This window comes from Saliphagus sp. GCM10025317 (assembly GCF_042663665.1).
In the GTDB taxonomy this organism is placed as follows: Archaea; Halobacteriota; Halobacteria; order Halobacteriales; family Natrialbaceae; genus Natronosalvus.
This window is the reverse complement of record NZ_JBHTAQ010000005.1, coordinates 1,602,341-1,618,298: the sequence shown is the minus strand read 5'-3', so window position 1 is coordinate 1,618,298 and position 15,958 is coordinate 1,602,341. Positions and strand designations below refer to the sequence as shown.

The following is a 15,958-nucleotide window of genomic DNA, read 5'->3' as shown; positions in this document are numbered from 1 at the left end:
CTGGTCCTCGCCGATCCAACCGATCTCGATTATCGAACATCCCAAAGGCCGACTCCTTGAGCAGTCACGGTATGATCGCGTTCTCGCAGGACTCGCTCGTCACCACCAGTCGTTCTGGTGCGTTTCAAGGTTCGTGAGATCACCATCGTCGAGGGCGTCCTCGTTCACACCGTGGAACTCCGACAGCCGTATCCGAACGCCGTCGACCTCTCCCTGGATGACCGAGTCCGTGTTCCAGATTTTACAGCCGTGGATACGGACATTCGAGAGTTCACCTACGGAGTCGACCACCCAGTCGTCGTCACGGGTGTGCTCGATGAACGCCCTCGGTTCGTCGCCGTCTCCCACGTCGAACGCGCAGTTGCTGAAGTCGATGTGGCGGACGACGGACGTCTCGTCGAGAATCCGGCACTCGACGAATTTGTCGAGGTTTCGCGCGGTACAGTTGCTGAAACTGACGTTTTCGATGAGATCGTTCGCCCACGTCCAGAGGACGACCGCCGCCGGAATCTGGGCGTCGTGGTCGGCGTATCGGGGCGCCATCGTACAGGAGTCGACGCGGCCGTTTCGGATCTCGCCGGTGAACGCCGAGAACGCGATCGTGTCGACGTCGCAGTCCGAGATTCGGAACCCGTCGACCTCCTGGATGATACCGATGCGACGGACCGAGCAGCCCTGTATGGCGACGTCCGTAATGCCACCGCGCACGCCGTGGATCGCCAGGTGTTCGTCCATTCGACAGTCGGTGAAGGTGAGGTGATGACCGCCGGTACCGCCCTCGCCGATGCTCGGGGCCGCCTGGATGCCCGGCCCGTTCACGTTGTCGTAGGTCGAACAGCGGACGACGTCGACGTGTTCGCAGGTACCCCGGAGGGTGATGCCGTCATAACCGGTGTTGCGCGCGAGGCAATCAACGATCTTCGAGCGCGTGCAGTCGGTGAAGACGATACCGTAGCGCCAGTCGACGTTCTCGACGGTGATCGAGTCGAACCGCGCGTTGTCGACGGTGTGGAGCCAGACGGGACCCCAACGGATGCCGTTCTGGTCGGAATCGACACCCTCGAAGTCGATGTGACCACCGCGGACCGTGATGTCGTGGTTGCCGTTCTCGTGGTCGTCGTTAGTGATGAGTGCGGCACCCCCGTGGAACACCTCCGTGTCGCTTTCGTCCATCGTGGACGTGATGGTGACGCCGTCGAGAATCTCGAGGGTGAACTCGCTGGGGAGGTAGACCGTTCGATTCCACTCGCCCTCGTCGCCGTAGACGACGACCTTGTTGTGTCCCTCGGCGTCGGCCGCGTCGACGGCCTCCTGGACCGCAGCGGCCCCCTCCGCGACGTCGACGTAGCGGACGTTGTTGATCAGGTCTCTATCGTTCGTCGCACGCAACACGCCATCCTCGATAGTGAGATCCTCGCCTGCGAAGTCGGTGATGGGGTCGGACCCGGCCATCTCGAGGGCACCGAGGTCGCTCAGGGTGTGTCCCTGTGCATCGACGTCCTGTTCCCATCGACGAGGTCGTGGGTTGCTGGTAGCACCGACCTGCCCGACAGCGCCGCCCAGCAGACCCGCACCGGTGACGCCCGCCAGCGCCATCGCCGCCCGTCGAGTGACTGTTCCCTCCTCTCGCTCGCCCGCTGGTACTCGATCCGCCGCTTCGCCTGTCGGGTCGGTCGACTCCGAGGATCCGCTATCTTGTCTATTGGTAGCCATTCGCACTGTTGGCAACACCCATGAGGGTTATAAGTAAATTTCCTCAGGAGGATGTTTCTTATAGAAAAAGAAATAAATAGGGTAATTAGAAGCAATCGGATGCGTTACGCACTGTGAACGCGCTCGAGTGCTGATCGAAGCGAGTGTTCTCGCCTCGAGTCGATGTACGGAAACGAGCACAGAGGCGACGGTGCGAGACCACAACCCGCGTCAGCAATTGACACAATACTTATCGTGCCCCTCCCTGTACGCCTCGAGTGATGGTACGGATCGGAATTCTGGGCCGCGGCTTCATGGCGACCGTCCATGCGCTGCGGTACGCCGAGCTGGATGGAGTCGACGTCGTGGCCGTCGCGTCGCCGAGCGGCCCGAACGAGTTCGTCGCCGAGTACACCGACGGCGCGACGCCCTACGACGACGCCGTCGAGATGTACGACGCGGAACCCCTCGACGCAGTCGACGTCTGCACGCCGACGCACACCCACCGGGAGCTAGTCGTGCCCGCAGTCGACCATGGCCTGGACGTCCTCTGTGAGAAGCCCATCGAGCGAACGATGGCCGACGCGACGGCGATGGTAGACGCGGCCGCCGAGGCGGGCGTGACGTTCATGCCGGGCCACACCCTCCGGTTCTTCCCGGAGTACGCGAAAGCACGAGAGCGAATCCAGGCGGGCGACATCGGCACCCCCGGAAACGCCCGTCTGTTCCGCCAGTCGCCGTTCGCGGAGAAGAACGCCTGGTTCGTGGACGACGAGAAAAGCGGCGGGGTCCTCCTGGATCTGGCGATCCACGACTTCGACTTCCTCCGGTGGACACTCGGCCCGGTCGAACGCGTCTTCGCTCGACGCAAGCAGTGGGACGACCACGAGTACGCACTCGCTACGCTCCGCTTCGAAAGCGGCGCGGTCGGCCACGTCGACGCCCGCTGGCCTAACCGCCCCGACCTCCCGTTCGTCACCCGGTTCGAACTCTCCGGCGACGAGGGCCTGCTCGAGTACGACAGCGAGGCGGTTTCGCCGATAGACGTCTACAGCACGACCGATTCCGGCGAGCCCCAGCGAGACCCGATCGACGAACCACTCGAGAAGGACCCCTATCGACTCGAACTCGAGGCGTTCGTCGACTGCGTGCGCTCGGGTTCGGAGCCGCCGATCACGGGCAGCGACGGACTGGAAGCACTCCGGATCGCGCTCGCGGCGATCGAGTCCGCGAACACCGGACGGCGCGTCGCGCCCGACGAGGTGACGGCATGACGCTCCGTATGGGTATCCTGTCGACCGCGCACGTCCACACGAACGGATTCGGGTCTCGACTGAACGCCCGGACGGACGTCGAGTTCGTCGGGGTGACCGACGACGACGGCGAACGCGGTCGCGAGGCGGCGGATCGATTCGACGTCGAGTTCCTCGAGCCTACAGCGTTGCTCTCATCGGTGGACGCGGCCATCGTCTGTTCGACGAACGTGACCCGGCGCCAGTGGGTCGAACGGGCGGCCGCCGCCGGCGTCCACGTCCTCTGTGAGAAGCCGCTCGCGACGAGCCTCGAGGACGCCCGCGCGGTCGTCAACGCCTGCGACGACGCGGGCGTCCAGTTGGGCGTCTGTATGCCGTTGCCGTTTAGCGTTCCCGCGAAGCGGGCGAAGGAAGCCTACGAGGCGGGCGAGATCGGTGACCTTCGGGTCGCGGTCGGTACGAACCGGGCGTGGCTGCGCGACCGCCACCTGACGGGGTGGTCGGCCAGTCCCGAACACGCTGGCGGCGGCGCGGCGATGGACCACACCGTCCACATCGTCGACCTGGTACGCTGGATCACCGGCGAGGAGGTCGTCGAGGTCAACGCGGAGTTTTCGACGATGCACGACGGCGTCGAAGTCGAGGACATCAACGTGCTCTCGATGGCGCTCTCGGACGGGAGCATCTTCACCCTCGACGGATCCTGGGACCGGCCAGACGACTGGGACTACTGGGGCGACGCGACGCTGAACCTGATCGGCACCGACGGCGAACTCTCGATCGACGTCTTCGACCAGACGCTCAAGCGCACCCGCGAGGGCGAAGGCATCGACGGCGTCTACTGGGGTTCGATCCCGGACGACGGGTTGCTTCAGGATTTCGTCGACGCGGTAGAGAACGACCGACCGCCCCTGGTCACCGCCGAGGATGGTCTTCGCGAAACCGCCGTCGTGCTCGCAGCCTACGAGTCAGACGAGCGCGGCGAACCAGTGGCGGTCGAGTACCGAGACTGACGCCGACTGGAGGCACATTTTTATACCGGCCGCGTGATGGATTCGGCGATGACTGAAGACATTCCGGTCCGCGTCGGCATCGTCGGGCTGGGAACCATCGGACGAATTCATGCGACGCGAATCGACGACCTCGGCGCCGAACTCGTCGGCGCAGACTTAGACGAGGACGCGCGGGCGTCGTTCACGGACGAATTCGACGCCCCGGCCCACCGCGATCACCACGAACTGCTCGAGTCCGGCGTCGACGCGGTGATCGTCGGCGTTCCAAATCGCATCCACGAGGAAATCGCGGTCGATGCCCTCGAGGCAGGCGTGGACGTCCTCCTCGAGAAGCCACTGGCGCACTCCGTCGAGAGCGCCGAACGGATCGCGGCGGCTGCCCGAGCGGCCGACGGATTCTGTACGGTCGGGTTCACGATGCGGTTCTCGAGTCTCACGGAGCGAGCGATAGAGCTCCGGGACGAGGGATCGTTCGGCTCGCTCTCGCACGTGAGCGTCGACTACCTCCGACGAGGCGGCGTCCCCGGCGGCGGGCGGGGCTGGTTCACCGACGAGGGACTGGCCGGCGGCGGCGTGCTGATGGATCTGGGCGTTCACATCATCGACCTCGCCCTGTACCTGCTCGACTACCCGACCGTCGTCGAGGTGAGTGGACGGGCACGCTCCGAGTTCGGCGAGTACGACGTCGACGACTCCGCGACCGCCTTGCTCCGGTGTGCCGACGGGCAGACGATCTCCGTCGAGACGGCCTGGCACGCCACGGCCGTCCCCTCGAGATCGTGCGTCGTGCGAGGGAGCGAAGGTGGCGTGTCGTTCCAGGTGAGCGAATCCGACCTCGCGTTCGTGAGCGCCGACGCCGACGCCGACGTCGATACCCTCTCCGTCGAGGCCAACGACATGCACCTCGCGGAGGACCGGGCGTTCCTCGAGGCGGTCGCCGGCACCCGCGATCCGCCTGCGGAGACGGTCGAGGAGGCGCTCGTCGTCCAGCGAGTGATCGACGTGATCTACCGGTCCAGCGAGAGCGGTCGGGCGGTGCGTCTCACCGAGTAACCGAACCGTACCGGACGCTTCCTCTTCGAACGTGCGGTGACTCGACTAGCGTTCGGAGAACACCACGATGGCGATTTCTTGCGAGTGCTCGAGCGAAGAGCGGTGAACCAGAACGGGGAGCACGAGAAGAACGGGGGAAGCGGGAACGAAGCCCCACCGTTATATCGACGCTCGTACATTGGCGACCATGGACGTGCTGATCACCGGGGCGAACGGAATTGTCGGAACCGCGATCGTCGAGGCGCTCGGCGATCGCGACGAGTATTCGTTCACGGAACTGGACATCGAGTCGCAGCCGGATCGAGAGACCGTCGTCGCGGACGTCGCCGACTACGAGCAGCTTCGACCGGCGTTCGACGGCATCGACGCCGTCGTTCACATGGCCGTCTACGCACCCGGATTCGTCGACGAGTCCTGGGAGGACATCCTTCGGGTAAACGTCCGCGGGACGAGAAACGTCCTCCGGGCAGCGGCCGACACCAAGGTCGAATCGGTGATCTTCGGCTCGACGAACCACGTCGTCGGAATGTACGAGCGGGAGTTCTCGCCGGACCTTTACGAACCCGAATACGACCTGACTGTCGATCACCGGTCTCCCGTCCGCCCGGACTCGACCTACGGCGTCTCGAAACTCTTCGGCGAGCACGATGCTCGTTTTTTCGTCGAGACGAAGGCGTACCCGAAACGGTGCTACGCGCTTCGGATAGCCAGCGTCAGGCCGGCCGGGGAGGACCACCCCTACGCCGCCGCGGAGCGCGGCGTCGACGACGGGCGCTGGGAACGCGACAGCGAGACGTACGATCGACAGGTCGCCCGGTTGAAGGCGACGTGGTTCTCCCGTCGGGACTGCGGGCACATGATCGATCGAATGCTCCAGGACGACAGCGTCGAATTCGACGTCTTCTACGGCGTCAGCGACAACGACCGACGGTGGTTCGACATCGACCACGCCCGCGAGGTGCTCGACTACGCGCCTCGAGACAACGGAGAGGAGTGGGACGGTCCGCCGAGCGGTGACCGAGGGTGAGTCAGACTCACGGCCTCGAGACCGGAGACCACGGCGTGACGAACGTACACCTCCCGGAACGGCTACCTGGACGTGACACTGAATCCCGCGACGGGTCGAGGGTCAGTCGAACGCGACCTCGACTGGCTCACCCCTCTCGGCTGACTCGTAGGCCGCTTCGACGACGCCGACAGCCAACAGGCCGTCGTCCGGGGTGATCTCCGGTTCTCGATCTGCCCGAACACTGCTCACGAAGTCCTCGATGAGGCCCGCGTTCGCGTTGGTGCCGTAGAACGCCGTGTGAACGCCTGCGTTCGAACCGGACTCGACGGTGTGGACGAGCGACTGATTCGTGTAGTCGATGCCGACCGTGGCGTCAGTGCCGGTCAGTTCGAGGGTCGCGTCGCCCCACGTGTGCCAGGCGTCCGGCTTGCTCCACGACCCGTCGAGGAAGAACGGCGTTCCGTCCGCCAGTTCCATCGAGAGGACGTTGACGTCGTCGACCGGGATGTCGTGAAACCGCGTGCCGACCTCGGCGTACACCTCCGCGACCGCCTGACCTGTGAGGTGATAGACGAGGTCGACGATGTGAACCGAGTGGTCCATCACGGCGCCGCCACCGGCGGCCTCGGGATCGACGAACCAGCCTCCGGGCATCTGCCCGCGGTTCGTTCCGGAGATGGCGAGGAGGTTACCGACCTCGCCGGCGTCGAGGGTCTCTTTCGCCCGCTGAGCGGGGCCGCAAAAGCGAAGCGGCATGGTGATGCCGGCTCGGATTCCCGACTCCTGCCAGACGTCGACGATCGCCCGTGCGTCCTCGAGAGTCGGTGCGAGCGGCTTCTCACAGAGGACGTGGACGCCGGCGGCGGCCGCCCGTTCGAACCACTCGCGGTGGTCGGCGTTTGGCGCACAGATCACCGTGGCGTCGATTCGCTCGAGGAGCGCGTCGGCGTCGGCGACGTACTCGGTGTCGTGGCGTTCGGCCGTCTCCTGGCCGCGGTCGGAATTTCTGTCCGTTACGCCGACGAAGTCGACATCCTCGCGGTCGGCGAGTTCACCGGCGTAGGCGTCCGTGTGGACGTGGGCGGTCGACAGGATCCCCATCGCGATGGGGTCGCTCATTTCGCCACCTCCTCGGGTGCGACCGGGACACCGCGGTCAGCCGAGTGCTCGGCGGCGAGCGCGAGGCGAAGCGCCTCGATCCCCTCCGAAGCGCCGGCCTCGGGGTCCGAACCGTCGTCGAGACAGGAGACGAAGTGCTCGAGTTCCCGCCGATAGCCGTTCTTCGCGAGCGGGCTCTCGACGGTCGCGTCGCCGTCGGTCCACTCGGCGTAGGCCGACTCCTCGGCGCTCGAGAACTCGACCAGGCCGTCGTCGCCGGCGAATTCGAGTTCGACGGTAAACGGCCTCGAGTCGGGCTGTGCCCAGGAGGACTCGACGTAGCCGACGGCGCCGCTCTCGAAGCGAAGGGTGACGAACCCGTGTTCGGACTCGTCGTCGCGGTGGCGGCGGGCGAACACCCGCTCGACGTCGCCCCAGCACCACCGGAGATAGTCGAGATCGTGGATCGCCAGGTCGACGAAGATGCCACCGCTCTTCTCGCGGTCGGCAAACCAGTTATCAGAGCCCCAGTCCGGAAACGGCGAGAGTCGCCGTGCGCGAGCGACGCCCTCGTTTCCGATCTCGAGGTCGCGAGCGTTTCGGTAGTTCGGGAAGAAGCGGGCGACGTGACCGACCATGAACGTCAGCCCGGCGTCGGCGACAATCTCGTCGATCTCGTGCGCCTCCGGGAGCGTCCTGGCGATCGGTTTCTCGAGGAAGACGTCGACGCCGGCCGCGGCGGCCGTCCGCACCAGTTCGACGTGCGTGTGTGTCGGGGTACAGATGTCGACGTAATCGGGGTCTGTCTCCTCGAGCATCGTCGCGACGTCCGTGTAAATCTCGGCCTCGAAGCCGAACTCCGCGACGAACTCGTCGGGACCGCTCGGTGAGGCGACGCCAACGACCTCGACGTCCATCTGGGCGTACTCCGCCGCGTGGGTTCGGGCCATGAAACCCGCTCCCGCAATACAGGCTCGCATACTGAGCATTGACACGCCAGAGCTATAATAAACGTTTCGTGGGACGAACCGAAGCACGGGTGGATCGAGGGGCCGATACACCGGTTCGACTGAACACAGCAGCTGGACCGATCCGTTATCGTGACCTCCGAAAGGGACATGCGAAACGCATCGTCAATCGCTCGAGGCGACCGGTGACCGAGAACTCGGAATCGCAACGCCGTCTCTGTGATCGGCGTTTCGATTGACAAAACTGTACCTTGGTGTGTGTTCACACAGATATCCAGGGACGTGACCCCAAATTATGGAGTGGACTGGTGACGATACAGTCACTGCCGGTCAGCGATGCGGCGCCGCGCGTACGCACACCGTTCGCAGTCGGGAACGTCACAGAGGAGGAGCCCAGGCTGCTCCTTGAGTAACTCCACGACCAGTGAGAGAAGCCTCCGTCCGTCGACGAGGCGCGCGGTCGCATCGCCGACACGCCCCTCTCTCTCGAGACCCAGTCGGGTCGCGATACTCCCGACGACGCCGAATCCGTGGGAGCAATGCACCTGGTTCACTTCGACGGTTTCGGTCGATCCGTCCTCCCCTCGTATCGTCGTCTCGGCGATCTGGTCGCGGTAGGGCAGGTTGGCCAGTCGCTCGGCGACGTGAAGCGCCGAGTTCGTCGTGTGGTCGACGCCGAGGAGGAGTATCTGTCCGTCTCTGTCGTTGATGAGCCGGTGGATCGGACTGCCAGGACCGATCGAATTTCGGAGTTCGTGGTTGGCGACCACCGACTCGGCGTCTGGACCGATTGCGGCGACGGACTTCGTCGGGTGCGCGCTCCGTACTGCTTCCGGTCGATTCCAGAACGCTTCGGTGATGGCACCGACGGTCGACGGGGACGTCTCCGGATCGTACGCCCGATCGTACCTGGTGAACGTCGGCATCAGTATGGTTCCGTCGCCTACCGTATCACAGAGTGCGTCGACGACCGTTCGTGCACCACCGTCGACCCAGCCGAGACGACGCAGGGAACTGTGGACGATCAGGCTGTCGCCGGCCTCGAGGCCGAGGCCACGGAATCCGCCACGAAGCTCCTCCCGGGTGAGGCTCATACCCCGTTCCTCTCGAGGTTCGGGCATAACTGTTGCGAACGGTCGATGACCACTGGGCAGCACAGATAGAGTTGTTTTGCGATTCGAAACAGATTCGACCGTCGGCTCGATGGCGTGTTGTACACCCACGTGAACCATCATTGTCGAAGACGGCGGGTCGGTTACCGCGACAGAGCGGGGGTAGATCACTCGAGGTCATCACCCATGGATTACACACCTACGCCTGTAATATTTTGGTGGTGGGACAGATCGTACCACCGTAGAATGCATAACGTACCACGCCAACGAGTCACAGGGGGTTTGGAGTTCCTAAACGGCCATTTCGTATGAATAAGCGTATAGGAGACTGATTGCCCCGTGTTCGAGGAAAGTCGGGAGCCACGGTAACATGCACCACATTTAGTAATTCGAAACGAGAATCTACCCCCACGCTTCGATTCACTCGCGATCGATTCGAACTGTGTGTTCCAGCGTTCCAATCCCCTCGATTTCGATTTCGACCCGGTCACCGTCGGAAAGTGGTGCGACACCGGTGGCGCTCCCCGTCGCGATTACGTCGCCTGGTTCGAGCGTGAGATACGACGTGATTTCCTCGATTACTGCCGCCTCCGAGAACACGCAGTTCGATCGGTTCGTTCGTTGCTTCACCTCACCGTCGACGCGCAGTTCCATGGTTGCATCGTCCGGCACGTCCTCCGGACTCGCGAGAACGGGGCCGATCGGTGTGGAGTCGTCGATCGCCTTCGCACGAACGAGGTTCGCCGGGTCGTAGCGGCTTTCCGGCGGCGAGAGGTCCGTAATCTCGTTGAGACACGTAAACCCGGCGACGACGTCCATCGCCTCGTCTCGAGAGACGTTTCGACACTGCTCGCCGATGACAACCCCCAGTTCTAGTTCGAAACAGTACTCACCCTCGCCGTCGAACGTCGAGACGCCACCGTGACCGACCAGCGTGTTCGGCGGCTTGACGAACAACAGCAGGTCTCCCGGTGTTCTGGGCGGTTCGTCGTCCTTCTCGAGGACGTTCGATTCGTAGTTCGGTCCGACGCCGATCACCTTCGTCGGTTCCGTCGGGGGAAGTACCTCGACCTCGGAAGGATCGTAGCGCCGGGTGTCCGTTTCGATTCCCTCCGCCGTCCAGTCGCCGGTCGCGACTCGTCCGGCAGCGTCGATGAATCTCGTCTTTCGCATCGCCTCAGTCGAGGCTCGAGAGGGCGATAAAGGTACTGGAACGTGGAACGACCGGCCCAGCGCGGGCACGATTCGTCCCCGTTCTCGTCCGACAGTCGCGTCCTGCCATCGTCACATACCGCATCCGATCAGATAGTTGGCAACGGAACCCGTCGATCGTCGATCCGTTCGAACGCCGCACTCGCCGCGAGGACGGTATCGTCGCGGAAGCGGCGTCCTGCAATCTGGAGGCCGACCGGGAGGCCCTCGTCGGTGAGGCCGGCCGGAACCGACGCCGCCGGGTGGCCGGTGAAGTTGTAGGGCAGCGTCAGGTGCCACCCGCCCGAGGGGATCGGTTCGCCGTCGATCGAATGGGGGCCGTCGGTCGTCTTGTCGAACGCCGGCACGCCGACCGTAGGCGAGAGTAAGAGATCGTACTCCGTGAAGACGTCCTGCAGTCCATCGAGGACGTCCGTCCGAGCAACGTCGACGAGTTTGTAGTCGATCGCTGGATACTCCAGCCCACGTTCGATCGTGTCGATACTGTACTGGGACAGTTCGTCTCGATGGTCCTCGTAGAGATCGATTCCGTGTTCGCGCTTTACGTGGATATTGTGGAGCGCGTGGCCGACGGCCGACCAGCCGGTGTACATCGTCTCCAGGATCTCCTCGTGGGAGCGCCCGTAGTCGACGTCGACCCGCTCGATCGTGGCGTCGGTGGCCGCTTCGAACGCGTCGACGGCATCGTCGACGACGGTGCGCACCTCGTTCGCGACCGGAAAGACACCGAGGTCGGGACTGTATCCAATCCGGAGGTCGCCGACCACGTCGGTCACCGCGTCGACGTACGCCGTTCCGTCGTCGGGGAGGCTGAACGGATCCCGCGGATGCGGCCCGGCCATTACGGACAGCATCAGCGAAGCGTCCTCGGCGGTCCGAGTGATCGGTCCGGCACAACACGTGGGTGAGTGATGGTAGAACGCGTCCGGTCGACTCGCGATCGGAACGCGGCCGTAGGACGGTTTCAACCCGAAGACGCCACAGAACGAGGCTGGAATCCGAACCGAACCGCCCGCGTCGGTCCCGTGAGCCAGCGGGACCAGTCCATCGGCGACCGCCGCGGCGCTCCCGCCCGAGGAACCGCCGGCGGTCCGCTCGAGGTCGAACGGCGTGGGCGTCGGACCGCGAAGCCGGTTGTCCGTCGTTCCGCTGCGCCCGAATTCCGGCGTGTTGGTCTTGCCGATCACGATCGCGCCGGCGGCCTGCAATCGTTCGGCAACGATCGAGTTTTCGCTCGGAACGTTGTCTTCGAACACGCGCGACCCGTACGTCGTCCGAACACCGGCGACGTCGTAGAGGTCCTTGATCGCGACGGGGACGCCGTGGAGTGGACCGAGCGGGTCCCCATCTTTGATCGATCGCTGGGCGGCTCGGGCCTGCTCCCGGGCGCGGTCGTCACAGACGGTGAGGAATGCGTTGATCGTATCGTTTCGTTCGTCGATTCGCTCGAGGTGGGCCTCGACGACGTCGATCGGCGACAGGTCGCCTCGTCGAATCGAACCCGCGAGGTCAGTTGCCGAGCGACTACAGAGATCAGCTGTCATCGATACCTCGAGCCACGAATCCCGATACGATAAGCGCTTGCGTTCGTCGGGAGAGGCGAAGACCGAAGAAACACTTACTACGGTGGTTCGTCTCGTAACGGGTGGATGGATCATACGAACAGTATACGGCACGAAATCGAATCCGGTAGCGTGGTTCTCGGCGCCGAAAGTGCGACGTTCTCGCCGTCGGTCGTCGAAGTTTACGGCGACGTCGGCCTCGACTTCGTGTGGCTCGACTTCGAGCACGCGGGTCCGAGCCCGTACGACAGCACCGTTCTCGAGAACCTCACCCGCGCGGCGGAGCTCGCAGGGATCGAACTCCTCGTCAGACTGCCGACCGGCGACCCGCCGTTGATCCGGAAGGTCCTCGACGCCGGCGTCAGGTCGATCCTGATCCCCCGCGTCGAGACCGCGGCAGAGGTGCGGGCAGCGGTCGAAGCTACCCGGTATCGGTACGACGGCGGCGTCGGCGACCGCGGCGTTGGCAACAGTCGAAACAGCACCTGGGGGAACTCCGCGCCGAACCAGGTCGAACTCGAAGACGACTCGGTGGCTATCGGCGTGATGATCGAAAACGAGACGGCGATCGAGAACCTCGAGTCGATCCTCGCCGTTCCAGCACTCGACTTCGTCTTCGTCGGTCCCGCGGACCTCTCGGTATCCCTCGGCGGGTCGTGGCTCGATCCACCGACCGAACTCGACGAGCGGGTCGATTACGTAGTCGAGACCGCGACGGACGCGGGGATACCGGTCGGCGGGGTCGCGACGACGGTCTCGTCCGCGCAAGCGGCGGTCGACCGCGGCTATCAGGTGCTCCTCGTCGGCGGCGAGATCAGTTCGGCACGGAGCGTCCTCGAGGAGAAATTGGCGAGTCTCCGTTGAGATTGCGGTCTCGGCAGGAGATACGCCTGTTATCGTCGACTTCATAGAAATACGCCGGTTATCACATCGTTGATTCTATAGGAAACACACCAGTTACCGCGTCGTTGCATCGTCGAATTGAGACGAGAGCCAGCAACGATGTTCGAACAGCCCCTCCGTCGATGACCAATGTTGATGTGGAATTTACGCACCCACAAATTACATTATACTGAGGTCCTTAGCGGAAGGCGGAGAACAATGCAGCCCAGTCGTCCATCTCAATCAGAGGCAGGTTCGCCGTGACGTTCGACGTCATCCTGAACGAATACTACGCGCCCGATCGCGACTTCGATAGCACGGACCGCTACGAGCAAGCCGATCCAATCACAGCGCCCTCTGCGCTGACCACGAGGATGGTGACGCTCGAGACGCTCGAGACGCCCAATAACCCGGTCGTACCGGAGGGACGCCAGTGACCGATCGAACGATCGGCTACGTCGGCCTCGACCACCACCACGCGGAACCGTACCTCGAGACGCTCGAGACGCTCCCCGTAAACGTTACGTGCGCCTGTGAACCAGATCCGGACTTCGAGGCGTCCACTGTCGCCACCCTCGACGACGTCCCCGTGTACGACGACCTCGAGCAGTTACTGAGTTCGGAATCGCCGGACGCTGTCTTCCTGACGCTCCCGAACAGGGACACCCCCGGAGCGATCGAACAGGCTCTCGACGCGGGTGTCGACATCTACACGGAAAAGCCGGCTGCCCGAACCGCCGCCGAACTCGAGCCCCTACTCTCGCGAGTCGAAGCCGCCAACGAGACCGTCTGCGTCTCCTATCCCTGGCAATCACACCCGATCACGACGGAGCTCGTGGCCCTCGTCGACGAGGGATTCTTCGGCGACATGCGAGCGTTCGACGTTCGATACGTCGCCTCGCAACTGTCGTTCCGGGACACCGACCACTTCATCTTCGACGAGGACGCCAGCCGCGGTGGCATCCTCCAGTGGCTCGGCATCCACTGGCTTCAGTTACTCACCTTGCTCCTGGAGGAACCGATCACCCGCGTCAACGCGTGTATGGTCGACGGAACCGCGGAGGTCGAAGTCGAGGACGCGGCGACGTTGCAACTCGAGACGGCCGACGGCGTGCTCGGGACGCTTCACTGTGGGTACTACCTCGGCGAGGACCTCTACGACACGAAGATTGACCTCTACGGGACTCACGGTCGGAGTAGCTGGGACCCGATGGGGCGGGAGTTCGGGTTCGACGAGGAGACGACGCTCGAACTCGACGACGCGAGCGGCGAGTGGGCCAGCACGCCCCACCGGACGATCACCCACGAGTACGATCCGGCGCCGGGCTACGGCGGGTCGTGGGGCAAAGACTTCGTCGAGGAATTCTTCGAGGCCTGCGACGGGAATCGCGATCCGCCGGTCACGCTCGAGGACGCGATGGTCGTCCTCCGCGTTCTCGACGCCGCCTACGAGTCCGCGGAGACGGGCGAGTGGGTCGATATCGAAAACGCCGGTAACTGAGAGACACTGGTAACTGAGAGCCGTCCGCTCGCTCGAGGTCTGTCCGATCCCAAACCCGACGCTGATCCACGAAACTGCCGCTCGCGTGGTGACGTTCGCTGGGATAAAAAGCGCGGCCGCTAGCAGCGGCTGCTAGCAACCTGAAATGCGGCCGCTGGTGGCCCCAAACGCGGCCGCTAGGAACCTGAGACGAAGTCGTTGGTGTAGAGTACAACGACCGTCATCTATATTGTGATCAAAACCACTAGTCACTCGTGAACCCACATGACGTACCCAACTGAGCGGAGGACGACGAAACGATGAGTCGTGCCCTCGCGATAAACGACGGCCCCGAAGCGGTCACCGTCGATGACGACGACGTATTCTCGTGGCCGATCATCACGGACGAAGACGAAGCGGCCACCCTCGATGTCCTCCGGCGAGGATTGATGTCCGGCACCGAGATCACGAAACAGTTCGAAGCGGAATTCGCGGACTGGCAGGGACAGGAGTACGGCCTCGGCTACAGTTCCGGGACGGCGTCGCTCCTGGGGGCGATGTACGGCGTCGGTGTCGGCGTCGGCGACGAAGTCATCGGCCCCAGCGTCACCTACTGGGCGGCCATATTGCCGTGTATGGCGCTGGGCGCGACACCGGTGTTCGCGGACATCGAACCCGATACCCTGTGTATCGACCCCGAGAGCGTCGAAGAGCGAATCAGCGAGCACACGAAAGCCATCGTCGTCGTCCACAACTACGGGCATCCAGCCGACATGGATCCAATCATGGAGATCGCTCGCGAACACGACGTCGCGGTCATCGAGGACGTCTCTCACGCCCACGGCGGGGAGTACAGGGGCCGCAGGCTGGGGAGCATCGGCGACGTCGGCGCCATGTCGCTGATGAGTCGGAAGTCCTTTGCTGTGGGCGAGGCCGGAATGCTCGTCACTGACGACCGAGAAATCTACGAACGGGCGGTCGCCTTCAGTCACTACTCGCGTCACTCCGAAACCCTCGAGCGAGAGGACCTGGTTCGATTCTCCGGCCTCCCGTTCGGCGGTCACAAACACCGGATGCATCAGATCAGCGCCGCCGTCGGACGCGTTCAACTGAAACACTACGACGAACGCATGGCGGAGATTCAGGACGCGATGAACTACTTCTGGGACTTGCTGGAGGACGTCCCAGGCATCCGCGCCCATCGACCCGACGACGAGGGGAGTAACGCCGGCGGCTGGTACGCACCGAAGGGGCTGTACGATCCCGAGGAACTGGGCGGATTGCCGGTCGCTGACTTCGCCGACGCGGTCGCGGCCGAGGGCTCCGTCTGCAGAGGCGGGTGTAACTTCGCGCTTCACACCCATCCCCTCCTCAACGAGGCCGACGTCTACGGACACGGGAAACCGACTCGACTCGCACACGCTCACCGCGACGTTCGCGAAGCAGAAGGTGACCTCCCCGTCGCCGAGGGAATTCAGGAACGCTGTTTCGCCGTGCCGTGGTTCAAACAGAACCGACCGGCGGTAATAGAGCAACACGCGGACGCCTACCGCAAGGTCGCGGAGAACTACGAGGAGTTGCTGGAAACGGTCGCTCAGGCCGACGACTGATCGGTGGCGGGCGG

Annotated in this window: 14 protein-coding genes; 8 read left to right on the top strand and 6 right to left on the bottom strand. The window is 63.9% G+C overall.

Annotated elements, in window-relative coordinates:
* Positions 1 to 99: 99 nt before the first annotated feature.
* Positions 100 to 1,713, bottom strand: coding sequence for a glycoside hydrolase family protein (locus ACFQS4_RS09910; protein ID WP_497901352.1), 1,614 nt, complete (start codon positions 1,711 to 1,713; stop codon positions 100 to 102).
* Positions 1,714 to 1,973: 260 nt separating this feature from the next.
* On the opposite strand from ACFQS4_RS09910, the gene ACFQS4_RS09905 reads away from it, so the two are divergent.
* From ACFQS4_RS09905 to ACFQS4_RS09890, 4 genes are all read left to right on the top strand, one after another.
* Positions 1,974 to 2,966 carry a Gfo/Idh/MocA family protein gene (locus tag ACFQS4_RS09905; protein WP_497901351.1) on the top strand — a complete coding sequence of 331 codons (993 nt, stop codon included), beginning with the start codon at positions 1,974 to 1,976 and terminating at the stop codon, positions 2,964 to 2,966.
* Complete coding sequence (locus ACFQS4_RS09900) at positions 2,963 to 3,958, top strand: Gfo/Idh/MocA family protein (RefSeq protein ID WP_497901350.1); 996 nt, start codon at positions 2,963 to 2,965, stop codon at positions 3,956 to 3,958. The genes ACFQS4_RS09905 and ACFQS4_RS09900 overlap by 4 nt, the downstream gene beginning before the upstream one ends.
* A 48-nt stretch (positions 3,959 to 4,006) precedes the next feature.
* Positions 4,007 to 5,011 (top strand): Gfo/Idh/MocA family protein, encoded by a 1,005-nt coding sequence (locus tag ACFQS4_RS09895; RefSeq protein ID WP_497901349.1) that lies wholly within the window; start codon positions 4,007 to 4,009, stop codon positions 5,009 to 5,011.
* Positions 5,012 to 5,198: 187 nt separating this feature from the next.
* Entirely contained in the window at positions 5,199 to 6,038 is an 840-nt protein-coding gene (locus tag ACFQS4_RS09890; RefSeq protein ID WP_497901348.1) for an NAD-dependent epimerase/dehydratase family protein, read from the top strand.
* A gap of 102 nt (positions 6,039 to 6,140) precedes the next feature.
* Here ACFQS4_RS09890 and ACFQS4_RS09885 read toward each other — a convergent pair whose 3' ends face one another.
* The 5 genes from ACFQS4_RS09885 to ACFQS4_RS09865 form a co-directional block, all read right to left on the bottom strand.
* On the bottom strand, positions 6,141 to 7,139 hold the full coding sequence (locus tag ACFQS4_RS09885; protein WP_497901347.1) for a Gfo/Idh/MocA family protein: 999 nt from the start codon (positions 7,137 to 7,139) through the stop codon (positions 6,141 to 6,143).
* Positions 7,136 to 8,098, bottom strand: coding sequence for a Gfo/Idh/MocA family protein (locus ACFQS4_RS09880; protein WP_497901346.1), 963 nt, complete (start codon positions 8,096 to 8,098; stop codon positions 7,136 to 7,138). The genes ACFQS4_RS09885 and ACFQS4_RS09880 overlap by 4 nt, the downstream gene beginning before the upstream one ends.
* A 308-nt stretch (positions 8,099 to 8,406) precedes the next feature.
* The gene (locus ACFQS4_RS09875; RefSeq protein ID WP_497901345.1) at positions 8,407 to 9,180 is read right to left on the bottom strand and encodes an AAC(3) family N-acetyltransferase; all 774 of its coding nucleotides are present in this window, start codon (positions 9,178 to 9,180) and stop codon (positions 8,407 to 8,409) included.
* Between the two features lie 438 nt (positions 9,181 to 9,618).
* Positions 9,619 to 10,371 carry a fumarylacetoacetate hydrolase family protein gene (locus ACFQS4_RS09870; protein WP_497901344.1) on the bottom strand — a complete coding sequence of 251 codons (753 nt, stop codon included), beginning with the start codon at positions 10,369 to 10,371 and terminating at the stop codon, positions 9,619 to 9,621.
* 128 nt (positions 10,372 to 10,499) lie between these two features.
* Positions 10,500 to 11,954: an amidase gene (locus ACFQS4_RS09865; RefSeq protein ID WP_497901343.1), complete on the bottom strand. Its 1,455-nt coding sequence runs from the start codon at positions 11,952 to 11,954 to the stop codon at positions 10,500 to 10,502.
* A gap of 105 nt (positions 11,955 to 12,059) precedes the next feature.
* Between ACFQS4_RS09865 and ACFQS4_RS09860 the strand changes: the two genes are divergently transcribed.
* From ACFQS4_RS09860 to ACFQS4_RS09845, 4 genes are all read left to right on the top strand, one after another.
* Positions 12,060 to 12,836 (top strand): HpcH/HpaI aldolase family protein, encoded by a 777-nt coding sequence (locus ACFQS4_RS09860; RefSeq protein WP_497901342.1) that lies wholly within the window; start codon positions 12,060 to 12,062, stop codon positions 12,834 to 12,836.
* A 278-nt stretch (positions 12,837 to 13,114) separates the two neighbouring features.
* Positions 13,115 to 13,291, top strand: a complete 177-nt coding sequence (locus ACFQS4_RS09855; protein WP_497901341.1) for a hypothetical protein — start codon at positions 13,115 to 13,117, stop codon at positions 13,289 to 13,291.
* The gene (locus ACFQS4_RS09850; RefSeq protein ID WP_497901340.1) at positions 13,288 to 14,355 is read left to right on the top strand and encodes a Gfo/Idh/MocA family protein; all 1,068 of its coding nucleotides are present in this window, start codon (positions 13,288 to 13,290) and stop codon (positions 14,353 to 14,355) included. The genes ACFQS4_RS09855 and ACFQS4_RS09850 overlap by 4 nt, the downstream gene beginning before the upstream one ends.
* 299 nt (positions 14,356 to 14,654) lie before the next feature.
* Positions 14,655 to 15,944: a DegT/DnrJ/EryC1/StrS family aminotransferase gene (locus ACFQS4_RS09845; RefSeq protein WP_497901339.1), complete on the top strand. Its 1,290-nt coding sequence runs from the start codon at positions 14,655 to 14,657 to the stop codon at positions 15,942 to 15,944.
* Positions 15,945 to 15,958: the final 14 nt, after the last annotated feature.

Coding starts and splice junctions, on each gene's coding strand:
- ACFQS4_RS09910 (WP_497901352.1), bottom strand. CDS start 1,713: ATGGCTACCAATAGACAAGATAGCGGATCCTCGGAGTCGACCGACCCG.
- ACFQS4_RS09905 (WP_497901351.1), top strand. CDS start 1,974: ATGGTACGGATCGGAATTCTGGGCCGCGGCTTCATGGCGACCGTCCAT.
- ACFQS4_RS09900 (WP_497901350.1), top strand. CDS start 2,963: ATGACGCTCCGTATGGGTATCCTGTCGACCGCGCACGTCCACACGAAC.
- ACFQS4_RS09895 (WP_497901349.1), top strand. CDS start 4,007: ATGACTGAAGACATTCCGGTCCGCGTCGGCATCGTCGGGCTGGGAACC.
- ACFQS4_RS09890 (WP_497901348.1), top strand. CDS start 5,199: ATGGACGTGCTGATCACCGGGGCGAACGGAATTGTCGGAACCGCGATC.
- ACFQS4_RS09885 (WP_497901347.1), bottom strand. CDS start 7,139: ATGAGCGACCCCATCGCGATGGGGATCCTGTCGACCGCCCACGTCCAC.
- ACFQS4_RS09880 (WP_497901346.1), bottom strand. CDS start 8,098: ATGCGAGCCTGTATTGCGGGAGCGGGTTTCATGGCCCGAACCCACGCG.
- ACFQS4_RS09875 (WP_497901345.1), bottom strand. CDS start 9,180: ATGAGCCTCACCCGGGAGGAGCTTCGTGGCGGATTCCGTGGCCTCGGC.
- ACFQS4_RS09870 (WP_497901344.1), bottom strand. CDS start 10,371: ATGCGAAAGACGAGATTCATCGACGCTGCCGGACGAGTCGCGACCGGC.
- ACFQS4_RS09865 (WP_497901343.1), bottom strand. CDS start 11,954: ATGACAGCTGATCTCTGTAGTCGCTCGGCAACTGACCTCGCGGGTTCG.
- ACFQS4_RS09860 (WP_497901342.1), top strand. CDS start 12,060: ATGGATCATACGAACAGTATACGGCACGAAATCGAATCCGGTAGCGTG.
- ACFQS4_RS09845 (WP_497901339.1), top strand. CDS start 14,655: ATGAGTCGTGCCCTCGCGATAAACGACGGCCCCGAAGCGGTCACCGTC.